The organism is Pedobacter humicola, from assembly GCF_056490705.1.
This window is the reverse complement of the sequence record NZ_JBWJIG010000002.1, coordinates 82351-104658: the sequence shown is the minus strand read 5'-3', so window position 1 is coordinate 104658 and position 22308 is coordinate 82351. Positions and strand designations below refer to the sequence as shown.

Genomic DNA, 22308 nt, shown 5'->3' with positions numbered 1-22308 from the left:
ATATTATTCAATTCATCTATTAATTCTCAATAGCTAATTGGCTACATATAAGGGAAATACTGAACAAAACGAACGGATTTTATAGTTTATAAGCTCGGTAACTTCGTGTATCACATTAAATGTACATGAGAAGATACTTCTTTTTAATTATACTAGTTTGTTCTTTGCCTCTTCTGAGTAAGGCAGATGGATGTCGCATAAATACAACGTTTTATAATATACCAGCCAGCGTAATCATCGGATTGAATCTAGGTAGCACTATTATTCCTTATACTACACCTGGAACAAACAGTAATGGTTGTTATACTGGCACTGTTAGTTCTGCTAAATCTTGCTACGTTTGTACCAACGGCGGAGGTGTAATTTTAGCGGTGGGGGTAGGTACTGGTCTAGAGGTTATAACATGCTCAACGGGGGTTGCCACTAAAGGAACTTACTATTCAAATTACGTTCTCCAATGTAACCTTGACGACTACACATGGGCCCTCGGCGCCGCTGCAGGTTTTTTTGGCATATTTATCATTCGAAAAAGAAATAAACTATAAATTTTATTTCAAATCAAATTAACCTGCCCGGGTTAATACCTTATTCTGTTATATTTACAGCCTGCTTCACCTGTTTACAAAAAAATAAGGAAGCGCATGGCGTAAATGAAAATATCCCTCATCACTGTTGTTTATAATGGAGAAACATTTTTACAGGAATGTTTTAATTCTGTAATGGCGCAAACCTATGAGGATGTAGAATATTTAGTGATTGACGGGGGATCAACAGATCAAACACAAAATATCATTCGAAAAAACGGAAGCCATATCGATTATTTCCTTTCGGAAAAGGACGGGGGCCTGTATGATGCGATTAACAAGGGTATTCAACAATCAACGGGAGATATTGTAGGTATCCTAAATGCAGATGATATGCTTGCAGGCGCAGATGTATTGGCGGCAGTAGCCAAAACCTTTACAACAGACCCTGCTATAGACGGACTATATGGCGATCTGAATTATATTCACCCCACAACACATCAAATTGTTAGGAAATGGAAATCTAAGCCAACGACCTTTACAGACTTAAAAAGCGGATGGATGCCTGCGCACCCTACATTGTATTTAAAAAGAGCATTGTTTGCACAACACGGCGTATATTCATTGGATTTTGGTACAGCCGCAGATTATGAACTGATATTGCGCTACCTGTATACCCATAAGATTAAAACCGCTTATCTGCCAATGCTCATGGTGAATATGCGGATGGGTGGCGTGAGTAACCATTCTATTGGTAGCAGGATTAGGGCCTTGTTTCATGACTACAAAGCACTGAAAAGAAATGAAATACCTTGGCCTTATTGGGTAGTACTGAAGAAAAAAATAAGCAAGCTGAGCCAGTTTTAGCGGATCGTAATCATTTTTTTTGCTGTTTATCCGATAAATAACCTATTGCAGTTAAACTTATTGTCTGTTTAACATGACGTAAGTCAACTGATTTGATATATGTCAAATTAAAGATTTTTCATTACAACTTTGTTTATCTTAGTATAGTTATATTTGCTGGCAAGTCACTATCATTTTGTTTGAGAATATCCTGCATACAAACCCCAGTTATTGCTATATTGCCATTTTTATTCTGGCCTTTTCCATCGTAATCTTAAGTATTCCAAGTGTGATTTATACTTCGTTAAAATATCGGCTTTTCGATAAAAATGATTTACACCGAAAAAATCATAAACGGAATATTTCGCGTTTGGGCGGTTTGGCCATTGTGGGCAGCTTCATCATCAGTATCTTACTTTTTTCCTCGATTATTAATTTTAGGGAAGCCAACTTTTTAATCGTTTCCTGTATTATTCTCTCTGCGCTTGGCTTAAAGGATGATGTACATGGTACCAATACGGGTACCAAATTTATTCTGCAGATTGTCGTGGCATATATCCTGGTCTTTTTTGGTGCCTTCCGTCTCTCAAGCTTATACGGTGTATTGGGTATAGGCGATATGGCCCCGATATGGGGAGGCCTTTTTTCTATTGCTTTGATTATTTTCCTCAATAATGCATTTAACTTAATCGATGGGATCGATGGACTGGCCGGAGGGATCGGAATCTTTGCCAGCTTCGCTTTCGGGGTTTTGTTTGCCATAATGGGGCAGATCCCTTATGCATTCATCGCATTTTCATTAGCAGGTGCCATTGCCGGATTTCTGAAATATAACTGGTTTCCGGCCAAGATATTTATGGGCGATACCGGAGCCTTGATTATTGGGCTCGTTACTGCGGCGCTGGCCATCAAATTTATTGAATTGAATAAATTTACCGGACAGAATACGCCTGCCTTTTATTCGGCCCCGGCAATAGCGGTTGCCCTTCTCATCGTGCCTATCTTCGATTCCCTAAGGGTATTTACCATCCGCATATTAAAAGGCAGTTCTCCATTTAAGGGCGACCGTAACCATATCCATCACCGTTTAGAAAAGCTGGGCATAAAACCAAACTGGATCGTAGTTTCAACCCTTAGTTTCAATGTGATTATAGTGGCTGCGACCATTCTGTTGCAGAACCTGGGCAATTTTGTCTTAATCCTGATCATTATCGGTATCTGTATCCTATTCAACAGCGTAGTAACACTGGGTCTTCTGAAAAAGAAAAAATTTTCATAGATTTAAACCAGAAATTTTACCTCCTATGATGAGCTTTAAAGTATTTTAAATGTTTTCATCATTGCTTTCCCATCTTATATATTCAGGTCTTTGCTTTGATAAATAAATACTAATTTTGCGCTCTAATTTTTAATACAATGAGGCTGGCAATAAATGGTTTTGGTAGAATAGGAAGAACATTTTTACGTTTAGCATTGGCTGAGGGATTTGAAGTGGTGGCGGTTAACGATCTGGCCGATGCGAAAACAATGGCCCATTTATTTAAGTACGATACCGTTCATGGTGTTTTCGCCGGCAAGGTCACCGCTAAACCGGATGCATTGGTTATTGATGGGCTGACGGTCCCTGTCTTTGCGATTAAAGAGGCCAATGAATTGCCCTGGTCGGCACTAAGGGTTGATCTGGTGATCGATTGTACAGGTAAAAACCTAACCAGCTTGTCTGCACAAAAGCACATTACTGCCGGGGCAAAACAGGTATTGATTTCTGCACCGGCTGCCGATGATATCCCAATGGTGGTATTGGGGGTTAACGATGATCAGATTGATCTGAAAAGCCAGATATTGTCCAATGCCAGCTGCACCACCAATAACATTGCACCAATGATCAAAATCCTGAACGATAACTGGGGGGTTGAGGAAGGTTATATTACTACTATCCATTCGATGACGGGTGATCAGAACCTGCATGATGCAAACCATAAAGACCTGCGCAGGGCGAGGGCAGCCTCTTCCTCCATTATTCCAACCACTACAGGCGCCGCAAAAGCCATCACCCATATTTTTCCAGAGCTGGAGGGCCGTCTGGGCGGAGCAGGCATCAGGGTTCCGGTTTTAAATGGGTCATTAACAGATTTCACCTGCCTGTTGAAGAAAAAAACAACCATTAAGGAGATTAATGCCGCTTTTAAATATGCAGCCGAAAACGAATTAAAAGACCTGATTGAATATACAGAAGATCCGATTGTTTCAGTCGATATTATTGATAATCCACATTCCTGTATATTTGATTCCTTGTTAACCTCAATCGTGGGCGATCTGGTTAAGGTAGTGGGCTGGTACGATAATGAATTTGGTTACAGCAGTCGTTTGATCGATGTTGTGAAAAAAATTGACCAGCTAAAGTAAGGTCCATTGGTTATTGGTCATTTGCGCGTGGTTAACTGGCTAATTGGTGCCAACCCCCAGCCCTAAACGCTAAGCTATTTCCGGGTAGATTTCAGCGCCCAATACACCAGTACAGGCTGAAAAAATAGGCGTGAAAATCTTTTTGCATCCGTATTGAGGCCAAATGCACTTCTTTTATGGGTGTACTGTGAAATATTCCCCGGGAATACGGCCACAAACAGGCCCGCTGCAATTTTACCGATCGCGTCTTCATATTTTTTTGGACTAAGTACTAATGCCGTTCCCAACGCAATTTCAACCAGACCGGAATATACAACGGTATCATCTTTTTTTAATGGGACCCAATCAGGTACCTGGGCCTGGAACGGCTTACGGGCAAATGTTAAATGGCCGATTCCGGCGGTAATTAGGCCGGCACCCAATAAAATCCTGGCGGCTTTTTTTATATTTTCTTCTTTCACGGCTTAACGGATTAGATCAACATGTTATATATCATTCAACACAGGATTAGAAGATCTGTTTGATTTAATTCGGATAAGGACCCCTTTGCATGAATGGGGTAGATAGCCCGGATTACAATATATCCAATTAATTACATTTTAATAAGTATTAATTCTATAGATTTGGTAGAGTAATTTTTGCTTGTCAACATTTTTCGCTCAGTAGATTTTTCGGACAAATAATGGAAATACATGATCAGACTGACTACCCGTAACACACTTTTAACCCTTGTACTTTTAACAACTGTTCTAATTGCCGATGCCCAGAATAAAAAGAATGGAAAAGCCCTGCCGCCCAATATCATCATCATCCTCACCGACGATATGGGCTTTAGCGATGTGGGAGCATTTGGTGGTAAATTTGTACCCACGCCTAATATCGATCGCATTGCAAAAGACGGATTAAAACTCGCTCAATATTATAGCGCTGCACCGATATGTTCACCCTCAAGAGTGGGTATGCTTACAGGGATGTATCCGGGGAGGTGGAATTTTAGTACCTATCTCGATAATAAAAAACACAACAGTGAAGCGGAGCAAGCTGATTTTCTTGATCCCCAGGCAGCCACCATCGCAAAAATCTTTAAAAATGCGGGATATGCCACGGGGCATTTTGGCAAATGGCACATGGGCGGCGGTAGGGATGTGAAAAATGCTCCAGGTTTCGAGCAATATGGTTTCGATTCCCATGCCAGTACTTATGAAAGTCCCGATCCTGATCCGGCCCTTACTGCTACAGACTGGATCTGGTCGGACAAGGACAGTATTAAACGTTGGGACAGGACAAAGTACTTCGTGGATAAAACCCTCGATTTTCTTTCAAAACATAAAGACCAGCCCTGTTTCATCAATCTATGGCCTGATGATGTGCATACCCCCTGGGTACCGCGCAAAGAAACTGAATACACCGGCCAGTTTCCGATGAACCCACAGGAAGAGGCGGCTTTTAAACTGGTATTAAAAGAATACGATCTTCAGATCGGCAGGCTTCTGGATGGCTTGAAGCAATCAGGAGCAGACAAAAACACCATCGTTATCTTTACCAGTGATAATGGTCCGTTACCCAGTTTCCGCGGAAGCAGGGCAGAAGGACTGAGAGGATCAAAACTCTCGCTTTATGAAGGTGGTACCCGAATGCCTTTTTTGATCAGCTGGCCTGGTCATATCAATGCTGGTAAAACAGACGGAAATTCTGTTGTAAACGCATTGGATCTTTTGCCTTCGCTGGCAAAGATGGCCGGGATAGCATTGCCTGCAGGTTACAAAGGGGACGGAATGGATAGAAGTCAGGTTTTAACCGGAAAACCTTCGGCCAGGAGCAAAGAGATGTTCTGGGAATATGGCCGTAATGATATTGCCTTTAAATACCCAAGGCCTGTTGATAAAAGCCCGAACCTGGCTGTCCGCTCAGGCGAATGGAAGCTGCTGATGAACAGCAACGGTACCGATATTCAGCTGTATAATATCCTTAAAGACAAAAAAGAAAGTACCAATGTGGCAGCAGATCAGCCCAAGATCACAACTGAATTAAGAGAAAAACTATTGGCCTGGTGGAAATCCCTTCCCAAACTTACCTCCAAATAGTCATCCGAAAAGAAATTGATCATGATGAAACTTAAATCCACCTTAATCACCCTGATTTTAACCACTACCGTTTTAATCCCCATTTTTTCCTTTAAACCTTCAACTAAATCCAAAGCAGTAAAGGTATCTACCCGGCCGAATATCGTAATCATTATGGCCGATGATCTGGACAGCAGGCAGCTTAGCTGTTATGGCGGTAAAAACCTGCAGACCAAAAACATCGATTCGCTTGCGGCAGAAGGTATGAAGTTCGACCAGATGATCTGCTCGGAAGCCATGTGTGTACCCACAAGGGCATCGCTCTTTACCGGTCTTTATCCCATGCACCATGGATCGTTCCAAAACCATAAACCGGTTTATCACACGGGCTTGAAAAGCATCTGCCAATACCTTGGTGATCAGAAATATACCGTAGCCCTGACCGGAAAAGACCACAGTACAAAGCCTGTCTCTGTTTTCCCTTTTCAGATCATTAAAGGATTCGAGCCAAACTGTGTGGCCAAAACCGATGATTATGAACTGGATGACATCAGGAATTTCATAACAAAAAAAGATGCCAACCCGTTTTGCCTCTTTATCATGAGCATCAATCCACATGCTCCATGGACAATGGGCAACCCGGATGAATTCGACCCTGAGAAGGTAATCCTGCCGCCACATATGGTCGATACAAAGGATGTAAGGGAACTGTACTGCAAATACCTGGCGGAAGTTAGGCGACTGGATAACCAGGTAGGTGATATCCGCAGATTACTAAAAGAAACCGGGCAGGACCAAAATACGATCTTTATTTTCCTGGGTGAGCAAGGGCCACAATTTCCCGGTGGTAAGTGGACCTTGTGGGATAACGGGCAGAAAAGTTCAATGATTGTAAGGTGGCCGGAAAAAGTAAAGCCGGGTTCTAAAACAGATGCACTGGTACAGTATGAAGATATTACACCTACACTGATAGATATTGCCGGAGGAGAGCCTGTTAAAGGATTGGATGGAAGTAGTTTTTTAAATGTCCTGGCCGATCAAAACAAAGCGCATAGGAAAGTTGCTTTTGGGATTCACGACAACATTCCTGAAGGGACACCATATCCGATCCGCTCCATCCGCGATACCCATTATAAACTGCTGATGAACTTAACACCCGACGCACCATACTACATCAAATACATGATGAACCCGGCAAATAAGGGCAGTTATTGGAACAATTGGGTAGAAAAGGCAAAAACATCTGAAAAAACAAAAAAAATGGTCGACCGCATTACCACCAGGCCTGCCCTGGAGTTTTACGATATTCAAAAAGACCCTTACGAATTGAATAACCTTGCGGCCGATAAAAGTTACAGCAAACTCGTTAAGCAGTATGCGCTAAAGTTAAAAGATTGGATGAGGGAGCAAGGGGATGAGGGCGCTGCCGGCGACCGTGTTTATCAGAAAGAAAATAAAGCGGCCGGTCAATAGTCGTATTAAATTTTTATTACCATAAAGATAATGGAGCACATCACCAAGGCAAAGATTGTATTTATGGGGCTAGCGCTTACTGGCCTCGTTTCCTTTAAAATAGCTAAGCAAGAAGAACAACAGAATTCCCGACAGGTAGAAAGGCCAAACATTATTTTTATCCTGACCGACGATCAGCGTTTTGATGCGCTGGGCGCAATGGGGAACCGCATTATCCAAACACCACATCTGGATAAACTGGCAAACGCGGGTATACTTTTTAAAAATGCCTTTGTTACCACTTCCATCTGTTGTGTAAGCAGGGCAAGTGTATTAACCGGGCAATATCAATCGCGGCACAATATTGGCGACTTCAGTACCGATCTTTCTCCCGCGGCCCTTGCAAATACCTATCCATCATTATTGAAGAATGCCGGATATAAACTGGGCTTTATCGGAAAATTCGGCGTGGGTAAACATCCGCCCCACAGCTTATATGATTTTTGGGTGGATACCGAGGCGGGGGAGAAATCGCAGCCTGATTATGTAACCATTGGTAAAAACGGAAAGGAAATCCACGATACCGATACTATTGGGCATGCCATAGGCGATTTTTTAGATCAGTTTGGCAATAAAGATGCCTTTTGCCTTTCGGTAAGTTTCAAAGCCCCGCACGAGCAGGACGGCAATCCGCCTAAATATATTATCCAGCCCCGCTATAAGGATTATTATAAAAACGTAAGCATTCCAGTTCCCTTAACGGCCGATCCAAAATACTGGAAACAATTGCCCGGTTTCTTAAGAACAGATGAGAATTTTGGAAGATCAAGATGGAAAGGGCTTTTTGGTACACCAGAACTTTATCAGGAAAACGTTAAAAACTATTACCGCCTGATTACCGGCGTGGATGATGTAGTAGGTGAGATGGTTAAAAAACTTGCCCGGTTAAACCTCACCAAAAAGACCATTATAATTTTTATGGGTGATAACGGGATGTTCCTGGGTGAGCACGGCATGGAAGGCAAATGGTATGGTTATGAAGAATCTATCCGGGTGCCCATGTTTATTTATGATCCGAATTTGCCACATCAAAAAGCCTCGCAGATGGCACTGAACATCGATATTGCACCAACCATTCTATCAATGGCCCATCTAGCCGTTCCAAAAGGCATGCAAGGTGTAGATCTGATCAAAGTGATTAAAAGACAGATCCCCGAAAGAAACGATTTTGTGTATCAGCATTATTATTTAGGAAGTCCACATATTCCAAAAGAAGAAGGGATTGTAACTAAACGTTTTAAATACATGAACTTCGTTGAGCACAATTATGAAGAGCTCTATGATCTGAAAAATGATCCCCATGAGACATTAAACCTGGCAAAAGATCTAAGATACCATACGGTGATCAAGGACCTGAGGACAAAATTCGCGCAGCAAAAAGCCGGGATTTCGAAACCTGCTTTGCCTTAATGTAGGTAATAACAATATTTTTATTCGCTTTAAAAACCTTTTTATGTTTTGTCGGTTTTATCTCCCAATGGCCAGATATTACTATTGGTAAATCATTCGTTTGGTTTTTCCAGGTCCTGGGCAAAGAAAAAGAATTATAACTGTGTAAACTGACCGGCTTGGAAACACAAACAACACATAATAAGGAGAGAAAATCCTTTATTCCAAAATTGCTGCTTATCCTGATACTTGCCGCCCTGCTTGGTGCAGAGGGTTATTTCGGCTTTAGGCTGCACGAGCTTTCCGATCAGCAGGAACAGATCAAGGAGGACTATTCCGATATCAACAACATAACCTTCGGGCTGTTTTCCGTACAGCAGTGGAAAGATAATGTATCCAGGATTGTGCACCATCAGGTGGGTAACCTGAAGATGACCAAAAAACAGAAAAAGGTATTGCAAACAGAAGTGCAACAGGTATTGCTTGCGCTGATAGACAAGGCGGAAGCTTTGGTGAACAAACCAAAAAAAACCATAAGCGGAAAGATTCAGAAATTTGCAATTCGTAATTTTGTCAATTCTGATAGTATCCGGGCGCAGGTACCGGGTTTTGCCAGAAAGATCATTGCCGAGGTCGACAATCCGAAGAACAAAAAGCAGTTGAGCAAAATGGCCATGGGCGAATTTAATCAACTGGCCGATGAGGAAAAGCTCGACAGTGCATTTGTGGCAAACGGCGCTTCTGTAAGGGCCATGTACCAAAAATACAAGGTATCATCAACACCTGTGCTCAATAAAAAGCTGGTTCAATCCCTTGCCGATATCCGAACCAAAACCTATGGATATTCGTTTGGAATGCTGGCATGCGTGGTGGTGGTACTCGGCTTTTGGTGGGGGCTCCGCAAACGCAGAGATCTTCATATTACGCTTTTCGTAATGTCGCTGCTCTTTGCTTTCATACTTTTGGGGGTGGGCCTCACAGCTTCCATGATCGAAGTGGATGCCAGGATCCGTTCGCTCGACTTTGTATTATTGGGCGAACATGTTGTCTTCAAAGATCAGGTGCTGTTTTTTCAGAGCAAGAGCATTATGGACGTAGTAAGGGTACTGATCGGGCAGCCCGGAATTGATTCCATTCTGGTAGGGGTGCTGATCCTGGTATTTAGCATTCTTTTCCCGGTGGTTAAACTCAGTTCAACAGGTGTACACCTTTTAGGCGGTAAACGTCTGGCTGAAAACGGAATTATTAAATACTTCGCTTTCCAGTCGGGAAAATGGAGTATGGCCGATGTAATCGTAATCGCCATCCTGATGGCCTACATAGGGCTTAACGGCCTGCTAGAAGGTCAGCTCCAGGCGCTCAATATCAAAAATGATTCGCTTACCATCTTAACCACCAATAATACGGCGCTCCAGCCGGGATACATCATATTCATCAGTTTTGTGCTTTATGGCCTCATTCTCTCCACGATATTGAAGTTCATTACCCCACATGATGCCCACTAACTCCTTTATTACAGCTGATTGACTTATTATGGCAACGACAACAGATACCCCTAAAAATATCCATTCTAAAAAGAACCGGTTCGCGCCTCTTGCACTTATTGTAGGATTGAGCATCCTGTTGATTGGAGAAGCCTACTTTGGCTATCGTTTTCATCAGCTTTCTTACGAGCAGAAACGCATAAAGGAAGATTATAGCTTATCAAACAATATCACTTTTGGGATCTTTTCGGTTGACCGATGGGGCGAAAAAATTTCGGCAGTTGTTGACAAACGGGTAAAAGGCTTTAATTTAACCGCGGAGCAGAAAAAAGACATGCGCAAAGAGGTGGAAAAAGAGTTGCATGGATTGGTAAACAAAGCGGTATCAGAGGTGACCAAACCTCAGAAGACCCTTGGCGGTAAACTGAAGAAACTGGCTTTTAAAAGTTTTGTTGATGTGGATGAACTCCATGCGCAGGTGCCCTCGTTTGCCAAAACCATCGTGACGAAGATTACCAGCCCAAAAAGCCTGAAAAGGCTTAAGGGGGTTGCAACGAGCAAGTTGGATGAGTTAGAAAACCAGACCTACGACAGTACCGATACCACCATCACCACTGTAGAGCAGAATATCTATCATAAATATCACGTTGCAAATGCAACCGCCTACGACCGTTTGGTAAATTCAAGGCTCGCAGAGATCAAAAAAGAGACTTTCCAGTGTGGCTTGGGGATGCTGGGCTGTGTAGCCATAGCACTGATGCTTTGGTTGTTTTTAAGAAAATCGGTGCGGCTGCATGTTCCACTGTTTGTGATGTCGCTGTTATTTGCCGTGATTTTACTTACTGTTGGCGTTACCTCACCGATTATAGAGGTGGATGCGCGTATCCAGTCGCTCGAATTTGGCCTTTTGGGTGATAAGATCGCTTTCACCAACCAGGTGCTCTTTTTTCAGAGCAAAAGCATACTTGGTATTATAGGCACCCTGATTGAACAGCCAAAACCCGATGCGGTATTGGTTGGTGTATTGTTGCTTGTTTTTGTGGTGGTACTGCCTTTGCTTCGGATTATTGCAAGGGGTGTTCATGTATCCTGCGGACATCTGTTCGGCAGCCGGAAAGTACTTCGCTTTCTTGCCTTCGATCTTGGTAAATGGGATATGGCAGATGTAATGGTGGTTGGTATTGCCATGACTTATATCGGTTTAAACGGCATATTGAAAAGCCAGCTTTCGGGATTAAATGTGCAGAGCGGAACACTGAAAACAGTCACAGCTAATAATTCGGCTCTTCAGCTTGGTTTTTTTGTATTCGTGGCTTATGTGGCCTATGCCATGGTGCTGTCCTTTATCCTCAAAAGGATCGACGAGCGGAACGGCCCATGTGATTAAATAGTAGGTTGTATTTAAAAATCAGCCCTCTTTTTTTGAAGCGCAATGTTGTACGACCATTAAGGTTTGTTTCCGTGCTTGGCTGTATCCCTCCGCTTCGCTTTGGGAATGCCGCTGTGCCGGGGGCTAAAGAACTTCCTTACTGCAAGAAATACAAAACGCCTATTAATTTCTTGCCAATAGTTTCATTTGTGGTTCTTTCGCACTGCCCCCTGTGAATTAAACCTTGATGCAGCGGTTATACTTTTTGTTACAGTTCAAATCAGCAACCATTAAACAATCACAAAAAGATAAGAGCGGAAAGAAGGACTGCCTCAACCGAAAGGCATAGGACCTGCTTTGCAAAAAAAAAAATCTATTTTTTAGGGCTCCGCTGGTTCAGATCTAAATTGTTAAAAACTCAGACCGATATTATTATCAGGTTTCAATTGCTTTATTAACTTTGCAAACGTTTGCGGTGCATCCTATGGCAATGTCTTGGAAATCTGAGATTAGCTAATGATACTAAAAATATGGTCAAATTTATTCTTCCAGAAGAAGTACTCCCTTTAAGAAGCCTGGTTTTACGCAATGGCAAGCCCTTTGAAGCATGTGTTTTTGAAGGCGATACGGCTTATGATACTTTCCATCTTGGATTTTTAAAAGATGGGGAAATAAAATCGATAGCAACCTTTATGCGCAACGATTTTTTTCCTGAAGAAGGGGAGGGCTATCAGCTCAGGGGAATGGCCACCCATCCCGATGAAGGCGGAAAAGGTTATGGTGCCGCATTGGTAACTTTTGCCATCGAATACCTTAAAGAATACAATACCGATTATTTATGGTGCAATGCCCGTTCAACTGCTGCCGCATTTTATAAAAAGATCGGTTTTACCACCGAATCGCCGGAATTTGATATCCCAGGCATCGGTTTCCATTACGAAATGAAATTAAACTTAAATCAAAAATAACAACATGAATACTATTGACCAGTTTGACTTTAAAGATAAAAAAGCATTAATCCGGGTAGATTTTAATGTGCCTTTAGATGATGAATTTAGAATTACAGATGATAAAAGAATCAGAGCTGCTTTACCGACCATTTCTAAAATCCTGAAAGATGGCGGTGCAGTGATTTTAATGTCGCATTTAGGCCGCCCGAAAGAAGGTCCGACAGATAAATATTCTTTAAAACACATCTTACCTGATCTATCGGCCCTTATTGGTGTTGAAGTTAAATTTGCCGACGATTGTATAGGCGAAAGTGCCGTAAAACAGGCAGCAGATTTAAAAGCAGGTGAAGTTTTATTGTTGGAAAACCTTCGTTTTTACAAAGAAGAAGAAAAAGGTGATGTGGCCTTTGCTGAGAAATTATCAAAATTAGGCGATGTATATGTAAATGATGCCTTTGGTACGGCGCACCGTGCACACGCTTCTACATCCATTATTGCCCAGTTTTTCCCTGATGCCAAATATTTCGGTTATTTAATGGCATCAGAAGTAGAAAATGCCGAGAAAATATTAAATCATGCGGAAAGGCCGTTCACTGCAATTATGGGTGGTGCTAAAGTATCGGATAAAATCCTTTTGATCGAGAAATTATTGGACAAAGTAGATAACCTGATCATCGGCGGTGGTATGGCTTATACCTTTGCTAAAGCCCAGGGCGGTGAAATCGGCACCTCATTATTAGAAGCCGATAAACAAGAACTTTCTTTGGAATTGATCGAAAAAGCGAAAGCAAAAGGTGTAAACCTGATTTTACCGGTGGACACGGTAATTGCAGATAAATTTGCAAACGATGCGGATAAAAAAGATGTGACATCCGGTCAGATCCCTGCAGATTGGATGGGATTGGATATCGGTCCAAAATCGGTGGCTTTATTCCAGGATGTGATCAAAAACTCTAAAACCTTATTGTGGAATGGCCCGATGGGCGTTTTCGAAATGGAGAGTTTCCAGGTAGGTACCAAGGCAGTTGCAGAAGCTGTTGTGGCCGCTACCAAAGATAATGGTGCATTCTCCTTAATCGGCGGTGGCGATTCTGCTGCGGCAATTGCAAAATTCGGTATGGAAGATGAAGTAAGTTACGTTTCCACAGGTGGTGGAGCTTTACTCGAATATATGGAAGGTAAAGAATTACCAGGTGTTAAAGCCATCAATGGATAAACGATAAATCCTAATATAAACAAAGCCCTTGTAGAGCAATCTGCAAGGGCTTTGTTGTTCTACTGTCTTGGTGTTTTAGAAACTTCATTTTGCCGATCGTTATGGTGCTTCAAAAAATAAGTTTTATCTTTCTGATTATTATCTCAGTCTGGTATCAATAACAGTCTTGGGATAAAACATGAACAACTTAATAAGTCAATTACATCTATGAGAAAAAAAATCTTTTTATTCGGTATGGGGTCTCTGCTGATTGCGGGCCTGTCTGAAAGAACATTTGCTGCTACAGTTACAAAACCTGACCCCATTGAGTTGGCTGCAGAGCCTGCTCCCATAATTGGACGATGGGACATTACCGTTGATATCAACGGAAAATCGGCACCTGCCTGGCTGGAAGTAAAATTATCCGGAGTAAAAACGCTGGTGGGTTATTTTGTATCTACCGCAGGCAGTGCCCGCCCGGTATCGGAAGTGAAATTTGCCGATGGCAGGTTTAAATTTGAAATCCCGCCACAATGGGAGAGTGGTGCATCGAATCTGGTTATCGAGGGCAACCTGACTGATTCTGGGATTCAGGGAAAAATGACAGATTGTAATGGGAAGGAATATAGCTGGAAAGGTGTTAAAGCACCCTACCTGAAAAGAACGGCAGCACCTCCATGGGGCAAACCGATCAACCTGTTCAACGGCAAGGATCTCTCGGGCTGGAAAACCAACGGACAAAGCCAATGGGTAGTGAAGAACGGTATTTTAACCAGTCCAAAAGCAGGAATAAACCTGATTACCGAACAAAAATATAATGACTTTAAACTTCATGTCGAATTTAAGTATGCAGAAGGAGGAAACAGCGGGGTGTATTTAAGAGGGCGTTACGAAGTGCAGATCGAAGACAGTAAAAAAGATTCGCATCCTAACAGTGTACTTTTTGGTGGTGTTTATGGGTTTTTAGCGCCTAACGAAATGGCTACGCTTGGCCCGGATCAATGGCAAACTTACGATATTACCCTTGTTGGCCGTCTGGTAACCATAGTCGCCAATGGAAAAACCATTATCTCCAACCAGGAAATCCCCGGCATTACCGGAGGTGCATTGGATAGTAATGAAAGCGAGGCAGGGCCTATTTACCTTCAGGGGGATCACGCCCCGATTGAATTTAGAAAAATCGTGATCACACCTGCAAAATAACTATTTTTTAAAAAGGCCCGGAATAAATCCAGGCCTTTATAATTACAAACATCTTACTATGAATTATTACAATTTACGGCAAATTCGAAAGCCCGACCACAAATTGGTGATTAGCAATAGTGAAGGGCAGGAATTGTTTTCGTTCATTTTTACAGAAGAAGAGGAAAAAATACTCACATGTGATATGGCGGGAAGCGAATATGCCCTGGTAAAAGATCTTCAAAGCGAAAAAAGCAACTTCCAGTTAAAAAAGGACAATTTTGTGTTTTGTGATATTTTAGGCGGTAGTATCCCCATGATCACCATAACCAGCCTGATATATGATGAGAATGACAACCAGATTAGTGTTAATCTGGATATTGCTGCACATGTAAGCTTCTGGACTAAACAACCCTCTATTGATCTGTTCTATGATGGCATAAGATTATTTAAAATAAAACATACTTTTTTTAGTGGCTGGGAGCTTGAAAGTACTGTAGCTAAAGACGATAAAAACTTTGATAATTTTCTGTTTGTCTTTATCTCCTTGTTCGTAATTTCACAACGGGAGTTATATTTTAGGGTATTGGGTGATTACTAGTCCTAGAACTTTAATTAGGCGCTTCACTTATTCGCTCCACGGAGAATTGATAATGGCATCACAAAAATTAGGGCTTTTAAAATTCGGGATCATACAGGTACATATATCGGCATTCATATTGCCAAAGGTCGTATGGGGTTTATGTTTAAATCCCTCGTAAAAGGTGGGGATAATGGTTTTCTTAAAGTCAGTACGCGGAAAGCGATGGATAATTTCCTGTCGGATATTATCTTTTAGCTGTTCGTAGCCTCTTCCAACCACATCAAGTGCCACCCCAGCGTTCAATAGTACCGCCTCGGCCTCTTTATATTCTACAATGCCGGGTGTTGTATGTAGTGCAATGGCGTCCCATACCAACTGTAAAGTCTGTTGAGCAAATCCATGACTTTTCAGAAAATCACGGGCAGCATTTGCCCCGTCTACTTCAAAACGCTTATCATCACTGCTGTAATGTGGACTTAAGCCAAGATCATGGAATACCGAACAGATATACAATAGCTCTGGATCGTATTTCATTTTCTTTTGTCTGCCATTTATCGAGGCAAAAATAAAAGTCCTTAGGGAGTGGTTGTATAAAAATTCGGAACCGTGCTCAATTAAAAGTTCAGTAGCTTGTTTGGCTAAATTACTGTCGGGTATTTCGATGCCTGCAAGTGTTTTTGGTGCATGAAGTAACATGTGCTATGGTTTTTCAATTGTTATAATCAAGCCTATTTAAATGCTTTGGTTTCTGTAAAAATGACCAATTTAGCGCAATAATTTCTTAATCCAGTTCAAGAAATTCGACTGATTTTAACTTGTTAATCTCCTCCCTGTCGCAGGCGTGTAGTGTATGAGAAATAAGCTAGAAAACCTCTAAACCTGTATTTAACAGCACAATGTATACAGCTAAATAGCAGATCAGAAACGCGGTTGATAAGGCGAAATACCGGGTGACCCTATGGCTACCTTTCCTGAATGGAAGCAAGAATAGTATATTGAACAGTTCAGATAAAAGCGCACATATAAAATTGAGGCATACCATTACACAGCTAAAAGCAATAACGAAAATGGCTGGCTGAATAATGATCCCGGATGGAAGCCCATACAGTGCACCCATCGCAAAACTGATCGCAAGAATCATGACTGCGTATTTAAAGCCAGATTTAAACTGGATTACGAAATACTTTCCAAGTTTAGGGAGGGGCATTCTGATTTTAGCTGATTTAAGTGTCTTTTGAGCAATATCAGTTTCCGATGTATCTTCCAAGATGGCCTCATCTGTTTTTCTCTTTTTGCCTTTCTTTTGTTTTTTATAACGCGGCCACCAAATAATAAAACCCGTAATAAAAAGCGCAAGAGGCATTAATCCGGCAATAATGGCAATAACCTGCGTCGGCCTGCCGCCAAAACTCCCATAGTGGATCGGCGTTAACCAGCCCAGGTAAGCATTGCCAACGTTTGGAAAATCTTTACGGCTGTTCAGTAAAGATTTTGCAGTATACTGATCAACAATCAACATTTCTCTTTTTCCAACCCTTGGCAAGTTTCCACTCACCACATCCAAACGGTAAGTGCCCATTTTATCTGCAGGGAAGGCAATTCCGCCAATATAGCCATTCGGCATTTTTTCTTTTGCAACAGCAACAATAGCTTTTAACGGGAGGGGAACTGCCTGCGCATGCCATGCCGATTTCGCGCCCAATAATTTAGCTACGCCCTGTGGCGATTTTCCGCTGAGCAAGAATAAGAACGGAATAACCAGGGTAGAGAAAGTAATCGAAAAACCTGTCAGGCTCAATATGGCAACAAAAGGAGAGGAATAAAAGCCCAATGAGTTGTGCCAGTCGTAATTTTGCCGCTTAAACGATCCGCTAAACCTTACCGTAAGCACCGATTTTAACTGTTTCCATTTCCGGGGGATCCATAAACGAAGGCCCGAAATCGTTAAAATTAAAAGACATAGCGAAGCCAGTCCGCAGATGTATCTTCCGGCTACAGGAATCAGCAACGTGCGGTGCAGTTCGGTAACTACCCTGATAAAAGAACTGGTGTATACCCGCTTCCCGCTGATCTTACCATTATAAGGATTGATAAAAGTCTGTTCCTCTGTTTTTAAGTTAGTGATGCTATAAGCTTCATTGGGATTTTTAACGTCTCCCAAAAACAGATAATCAATTTTCAGTTTAGGATAATTTGCCTTGATAAGCGGCACAATATCCTCAATGGGCATCTTCTTCTTCTGAGCCACCACCACAAACAGATCGGGATTTAAAGCCCGGTCAATTTCGTCCTGAAAAACCAGGATACTTCCCGTAACACCTACAAAAGCAACTATTGCTCCGGCAATAATACCCAGATAAAGGTGCCATTTGCCAAACCATCTTTTTTGATGTTTTGCCCAGTTCAAACTTTTGGATTTATTTTCTGATTTCATTGTTGAGCGCTTTTTCCCTTTGTCTTATCAGCTAAAGGATAGTTCTATGCTACAAAGAAATCGTTTTAAATGCTTTGTTCCAAATTATTTTTAACCAGTCTAAATAAGTGATGTGAGAGATCTGGCCATTTAGTCTATCAGGATGTTGGGCTTTGAATAAAATGCATGCTTTTGGCGTCCGTTATGAGTTATTACGATCCTCATTTTTAGCTTTATTTTTGATTTCTGTGAAAATCTGGGCGGACGTGACACTTTTTTAATATTTATTTTTAACCTGCTTATTATCAGACTATAGTGGTTTTTTAGTTGTGCGGGTGGAGTTATTCTAGCTATATTGTGGGACCATTACTGTAACAAAAAAGATGTGGAAAACTTTTTTGTGGTAAAAAGTGGTAAAAAGTGGTAGAACTATTTACTTTTACACTAGATATAAAGTGTAGAAACCACTATGACCCAACTTTTAGGAGAATTCGATTGTAAACTTGACGCAAAGGGCCGCCTTATGGTGCCTGCTGCGCTTAAGAAACAATTGCCTAATGCTGAGAATGATGGGCTTATTATTAACCGTGGTTTTGAAAAAAACCTGGTGATCTATCCTAAAAATGTTTGGGACGCTGTAGTGGCCGACCTTGCCAAGCTTAATATTTACGATCAGGAAAACCGTGCCTTTGTAAGGGCTTTTACCCGTGGGGCAACCGAGCTTTCCCTTGATGCTGCTGGCCGTGTGCTGCTTCCTAAATCTTTGGTAGAATATGCGGGCATCGGGAGCGATCTTGTATTGGCCTGTCAGTTGGACCGTATCGAGGTGTGGGACAAAAAATCTTATGAAGATATTTTTGATGATGTTCCGGCCAATTTTGCGAATCTTGCGCAAAAAGTAATGGGCGATAAGAAAGGAGGCGCGGATGGAGAATAATTACCACGTGCCTGTGATGTTGCAGCCTTGTATTGATGGTCTGAATATTAACCCTGACGGGGTTTATGTGGATGTGACCTTTGGTGGTGGTGGACACTCCAGAGAGATATTGAAACATCTTGGACCAAAAGGAAGATTAATTGCTTTTGATCAGGATCCGGATGCACAGGCCAATATTCCGACTGATGAGCGTTTCATTTTTATTGATCAGAATTTCGGTTTTCTTAAAAATAATCTCCGTTTAAAAGGTTTTAGACAGGTTGATGGTATTCTGGCCGATCTTGGGGTTTCCTCGCATCAGTTTGATGTACCACAACGTGGTTTTTCGATCCGTCATAATGCCATTCTGGATATGCGTATGGATCAGCACCGCGATCTGACGGCCGCCGAAATTTTAAATACCTATACGGAAGATAAACTTCATAAAATCTTTGGGATTTATGGTGAGGTGAAAAACGCAAAGTCTTTGGCCCGTGCCATTGTCACTTCGCGTTTAGAGCAGCCTTTTACGGATATCGACAGTTTGAAATCAGCCATTGCTGGCTATATCCCGAAAGGAAAAGAAAACAAGTATCTAGCGCAGGTTTTTCAGGCGCTGCGTATAGAGGTAAATGCTGAAATACAGGTGCTCGAAGATTTTTTGCAACAAGCCGCTGATGTATTGAAACCCGGGGGTCATTTAGTGGTGATGTCTTATCACTCTTTGGAAGACAGGCCGGTCAAAAACTTTATGGCAAAAGGCAAATTTCAGGGCGAGGTGGAAAAAGATTTCTTCGGAAATCAGCAAAAGCCATTTAATGTAATTACACGGAAGGCGATAATGGCCACTGATGAAGAAATTGCCCGGAACAATAGGGCGCGCAGTGCGAAACTAAGAATTGCAGAAAAGATATGAACAGGTTTAGGGAAGAGATAGAAGAAGAGGAGATCGGGCCCGAACCAGAGCTTAAAGCTGCGCCCAAAAGGCCGAAGACTGCTGAAGAAAAAATGGATAGCAATTCGTTTATCAGCAAGCTTTTCAATGATGGACTCGTAACAAAAGAGGTGGCAACTGATGCTTTGCCTTATTTGTGTTTTTTGGCGCTTTTGGGAATGGTTTACATTGCCAATAGCCACTTTGCGGTAAATAATGTTCGCCGCATTGATAAATTAAATAAAGAAGTAAAAGAGTTGAGATGGGAGTATAAATCCCTAAAGGCCGACCTGATGTTCAAGAGCAAATTGACAGAGGTTGCCAAAAAGGTTGATACCCTTGGAATAAAAGAACTGATTGAACCACCAAAAAAAATAATTGTTAAAAGCGATGAATATTAGAGCAAACATCTTGCTTCGTGTATATCTGGCATTTGGCTTAATTGTGCTTTTTGCTTTCGCGGTGTTTTTACGCCTCGGTCAGGTGCAGTATGTGCAGGGAAAAAAATGGAAAGCTATGGCGGATAGTCTTTCTACACGATATGTAAATGTTGAGGCTACCCGTGGGAACATCTATTCCAATGATGGGAGTTTGCTGGCCACTTCGATACCGGAGTATGAACTCCGTATGGATATGTTTGCCGGTGGCATCGCAGAGGATAAGGTGTTTAACGAGAAGGTAGATTCACTTGGTTATAAACTTTCGCAGATTTTTAAGGATAAAACCCCTAAAGAGTATGCCCGTTATCTGCGTGTTGGCCGTCAGGATAGCGCACGTTATTTATTGATTCACCGGAAAGTAGGGTATGCTGATCTTAAAACCATCAGAACTTTTCCTTTATATAACATTGGTAAGTTTAGCGGCGGTTTAATCGCTGTTCAACAGAACAAGCGTATTCTTCCTTTTCAGGCATTAGCTGCCCGTACAATCGGTTATAAAAATGAAAATGTTAAAAACGGTGTGGGTTTAGAGGGGGCATACAAAGAATACATTAACGGTGAAACCGGAAAAAGATTGATGCAGCGTATCGCAGGAGGGGTTTATATTCCCGTAAACGAAGAAGCTGAGGTAGCTCCGAAAGATGGTGCCGACATTATTTCGACCATTGATGTGAATATGCAGGATCTGGCACAGAGCGCATTGGAGAAACAGTTGATCAAATCGCAGGCCGATCACGGTACAGTGATCCTGATGGAGGTCGCAACGGGCGAAATCCGTGCGGTAGCGAATTTTTCTAAAGTAGAAGAAGGGGTATATAAAGAGAAGTTTAATTATGCCATTGCAGGTAACCAGGATCCGGGATCAACCTTTAAACTGGCCTCTTACATGGCGCTTTTGGAAGACAAACTTATCGATACGAACACCATGATCGGTACAGGCTACTATCAGATCCCCGGAAAGCTGATCACGGATTCACATCCAAAAATTGAAACCGTTACGGCGAAAAAAGCCTTTGAAACCTCTTCCAATGCGGCAATCGCAAAGCTGATTAACACGCATTATGGCAACGATCCGATAAAATTTACCGATCACCTGTATGATTGGGGGCTCAACAAAAAAATGGAACTGCAGATTCCCGGAGAGGCAATGCCGGTGGTTAAAAACCCTAAAACGAACAGGAGCTGGAATAAAAATATGACCCTTCCTCAAATGGCTTATGGTTATGAGATGCAATTAACGCCATTAAAAATGCTTACCATGTATAATGCGGTGGCTAACAATGGCAAAATGATCGCACCAATTTTTGTGAAAGAGATCAGAAGGCTGGGTAATCCGATTGAGCAGTTTAAAGCAAGGGTAATCAATGATAAAATCTGTTCGGATGTTACCTTGAGCAAAATCAAGAAAATGCTTGAAGGAGTGGTAACCGAGGGCAGTGGAAAGCAGATTGTTTACAATCCCTTATATCCAATAGCAGGTAAAACGGGTACTGCCCAGGTGGCGGATGCGAATAAGGGCTATAAGGCCAATAAGCAGTACCAGGCTTCTTTTGTAGGATACTTCCCGGCCGATAAACCTAAGTATTCTTTGATTGTGGTAATCAACGATCCAAAAGGTGCTTATTATGGTGCCACGGTTTCTGGTCCGGTTTTCAGGGAAATCGCCGACCGTATTTATGCCAGCGATATGCAGATGTATAACGATATGCCCACCCGTTTGGTCGGCAATACCGGTAATCCGCCAACAAAAGCCGGGCAGAGCAAAGCCACTCAAAAAGTATATAAAGCATTTGGTTTTAAACCGCTTTTTGCTTCAAAATCAGAATATTACAATATTATAGATACCAGTGCGGGGACAATTTTTCAGGAAAACAACGAACGAAAAGGGGTAATGCCTAATGTAACCGGGATGGGGTTGAAAGATGCATTGTATCTTTTAGGGAATGCTGGATTGAAAACCAAAGTTAATGGCTCAGGAAAGGTAGTCAGTCAATCCATTATCGCAGGAACCAGGGTGGGTAAAGGATTAGGTGTACAGATAGAATTGAATTAAGGTAGAAGGCATAGGGTAATAAGACTTCATGTCCTGCTACCCCATATTC

At 42.0% G+C, this 22308-nt stretch carries 19 protein-coding genes; 16 read left to right on the top strand and 3 right to left on the bottom strand.

The features are described 5' to 3' along the window. Positions 1–650 precede the first annotated feature (650 nt). From AC04Q1_RS04030 to gap, 3 genes are all read left to right on the top strand, one after another. The gene (locus tag AC04Q1_RS04030; RefSeq protein ID WP_478362046.1) at positions 651–1391 is read left to right on the top strand and encodes a glycosyltransferase family 2 protein; all 741 of its coding nucleotides are present in this window, start codon (positions 651–653) and stop codon (positions 1389–1391) included. Between the two features lie 175 nt (positions 1392–1566). Next, complete coding sequence (locus AC04Q1_RS04025) at positions 1567–2649, top strand: MraY family glycosyltransferase (protein WP_478362044.1); 1083 nt, start codon at positions 1567–1569, stop codon at positions 2647–2649. 137 nt (positions 2650–2786) lie between these two features. Beyond that, entirely contained in the window at positions 2787–3776 is a 990-nt protein-coding gene (gene gap / locus AC04Q1_RS04020) for a type I glyceraldehyde-3-phosphate dehydrogenase (protein ID WP_478362042.1), read from the top strand. A gap of 74 nt (positions 3777–3850) precedes the next feature. Here the strand turns inward: gap and AC04Q1_RS04015 are convergent, their stop codons facing one another. Continuing rightward, positions 3851–4237, bottom strand: coding sequence for a DoxX family protein (locus tag AC04Q1_RS04015; RefSeq protein ID WP_478362040.1), 387 nt, complete (start codon positions 4235–4237; stop codon positions 3851–3853). Between the two features lie 231 nt (positions 4238–4468). On the opposite strand from AC04Q1_RS04015, the gene AC04Q1_RS04010 reads away from it, so the two are divergent. From AC04Q1_RS04010 to AC04Q1_RS03970, 9 genes are all read left to right on the top strand, one after another. Next, on the top strand, positions 4469–5860 hold the full coding sequence (locus AC04Q1_RS04010) for a sulfatase family protein (protein ID WP_478362038.1): 1392 nt from the start codon (positions 4469–4471) through the stop codon (positions 5858–5860). A gap of 21 nt (positions 5861–5881) precedes the next feature. After that, complete coding sequence (locus tag AC04Q1_RS04005; RefSeq protein ID WP_478362036.1) at positions 5882–7312, top strand: sulfatase family protein; 1431 nt, start codon at positions 5882–5884, stop codon at positions 7310–7312. A gap of 30 nt (positions 7313–7342) precedes the next feature. Beyond that, complete coding sequence (locus tag AC04Q1_RS04000; RefSeq protein WP_478362034.1) at positions 7343–8761, top strand: sulfatase family protein; 1419 nt, start codon at positions 7343–7345, stop codon at positions 8759–8761. A gap of 158 nt (positions 8762–8919) precedes the next feature. Next, the gene (locus tag AC04Q1_RS03995; protein WP_478362032.1) at positions 8920–10245 is read left to right on the top strand and encodes a paraquat-inducible protein A; all 1326 of its coding nucleotides are present in this window, start codon (positions 8920–8922) and stop codon (positions 10243–10245) included. A 28-nt stretch (positions 10246–10273) separates the two neighbouring features. Further along, a complete protein-coding gene (locus AC04Q1_RS03990) occupies positions 10274–11611 on the top strand; it encodes a paraquat-inducible protein A (protein ID WP_478362030.1) in 1338 nt (445 codons plus the stop codon). Between the two features lie 512 nt (positions 11612–12123). Then, positions 12124–12561, top strand: a complete 438-nt coding sequence (locus tag AC04Q1_RS03985; protein WP_478362028.1) for a GNAT family N-acetyltransferase — start codon at positions 12124–12126, stop codon at positions 12559–12561. A 4-nt stretch (positions 12562–12565) separates the two neighbouring features. Next, a complete protein-coding gene (locus AC04Q1_RS03980) occupies positions 12566–13759 on the top strand; it encodes a phosphoglycerate kinase (protein ID WP_478362026.1) in 1194 nt (397 codons plus the stop codon). 207 nt (positions 13760–13966) lie between these two features. Next, the gene (locus AC04Q1_RS03975) at positions 13967–14941 is read left to right on the top strand and encodes a 3-keto-disaccharide hydrolase (protein WP_478362024.1); all 975 of its coding nucleotides are present in this window, start codon (positions 13967–13969) and stop codon (positions 14939–14941) included. Positions 14942–14999: 58 nt separating this feature from the next. Further along, on the top strand, positions 15000–15521 hold the full coding sequence (locus AC04Q1_RS03970; RefSeq protein ID WP_478362022.1) for a hypothetical protein: 522 nt from the start codon (positions 15000–15002) through the stop codon (positions 15519–15521). A gap of 27 nt (positions 15522–15548) precedes the next feature. Here the strand turns inward: AC04Q1_RS03970 and AC04Q1_RS03965 are convergent, their stop codons facing one another. Beyond that, positions 15549–16199, bottom strand: a complete 651-nt coding sequence (locus AC04Q1_RS03965) for an HD domain-containing protein (protein ID WP_478362020.1) — start codon at positions 16197–16199, stop codon at positions 15549–15551. A 166-nt stretch (positions 16200–16365) separates the two neighbouring features. Next, positions 16366–17937: a PepSY-associated TM helix domain-containing protein gene (locus AC04Q1_RS03960; RefSeq protein WP_478362018.1), complete on the bottom strand. Its 1572-nt coding sequence runs from the start codon at positions 17935–17937 to the stop codon at positions 16366–16368. A 448-nt stretch (positions 17938–18385) separates the two neighbouring features. Here AC04Q1_RS03960 and mraZ point away from each other — a divergent pair, with 448 nt between their 5' ends. From mraZ to AC04Q1_RS03940, 4 genes are read left to right on the top strand one after another with little or no spacing between them, the layout of a single operon-like run. Next, complete coding sequence (mraZ, locus tag AC04Q1_RS03955) at positions 18386–18853, top strand: division/cell wall cluster transcriptional repressor MraZ (RefSeq protein ID WP_055915237.1); 468 nt, start codon at positions 18386–18388, stop codon at positions 18851–18853. Next, on the top strand, positions 18843–19748 hold the full coding sequence (gene rsmH, locus AC04Q1_RS03950; RefSeq protein ID WP_478362016.1) for a 16S rRNA (cytosine(1402)-N(4))-methyltransferase RsmH: 906 nt from the start codon (positions 18843–18845) through the stop codon (positions 19746–19748). The genes mraZ and rsmH overlap by 11 nt, the downstream gene beginning before the upstream one ends. After that, on the top strand, positions 19745–20167 hold the full coding sequence (locus tag AC04Q1_RS03945; RefSeq protein WP_478362014.1) for an FtsL-like putative cell division protein: 423 nt from the start codon (positions 19745–19747) through the stop codon (positions 20165–20167). Before rsmH ends, AC04Q1_RS03945 begins: the two co-directional genes overlap by 4 nt. After that, entirely contained in the window at positions 20157–22259 is a 2103-nt protein-coding gene (locus AC04Q1_RS03940) for a penicillin-binding protein (protein ID WP_478362012.1), read from the top strand. Before AC04Q1_RS03945 ends, AC04Q1_RS03940 begins: the two co-directional genes overlap by 11 nt. Positions 22260–22308 lie beyond the last annotated feature (49 nt).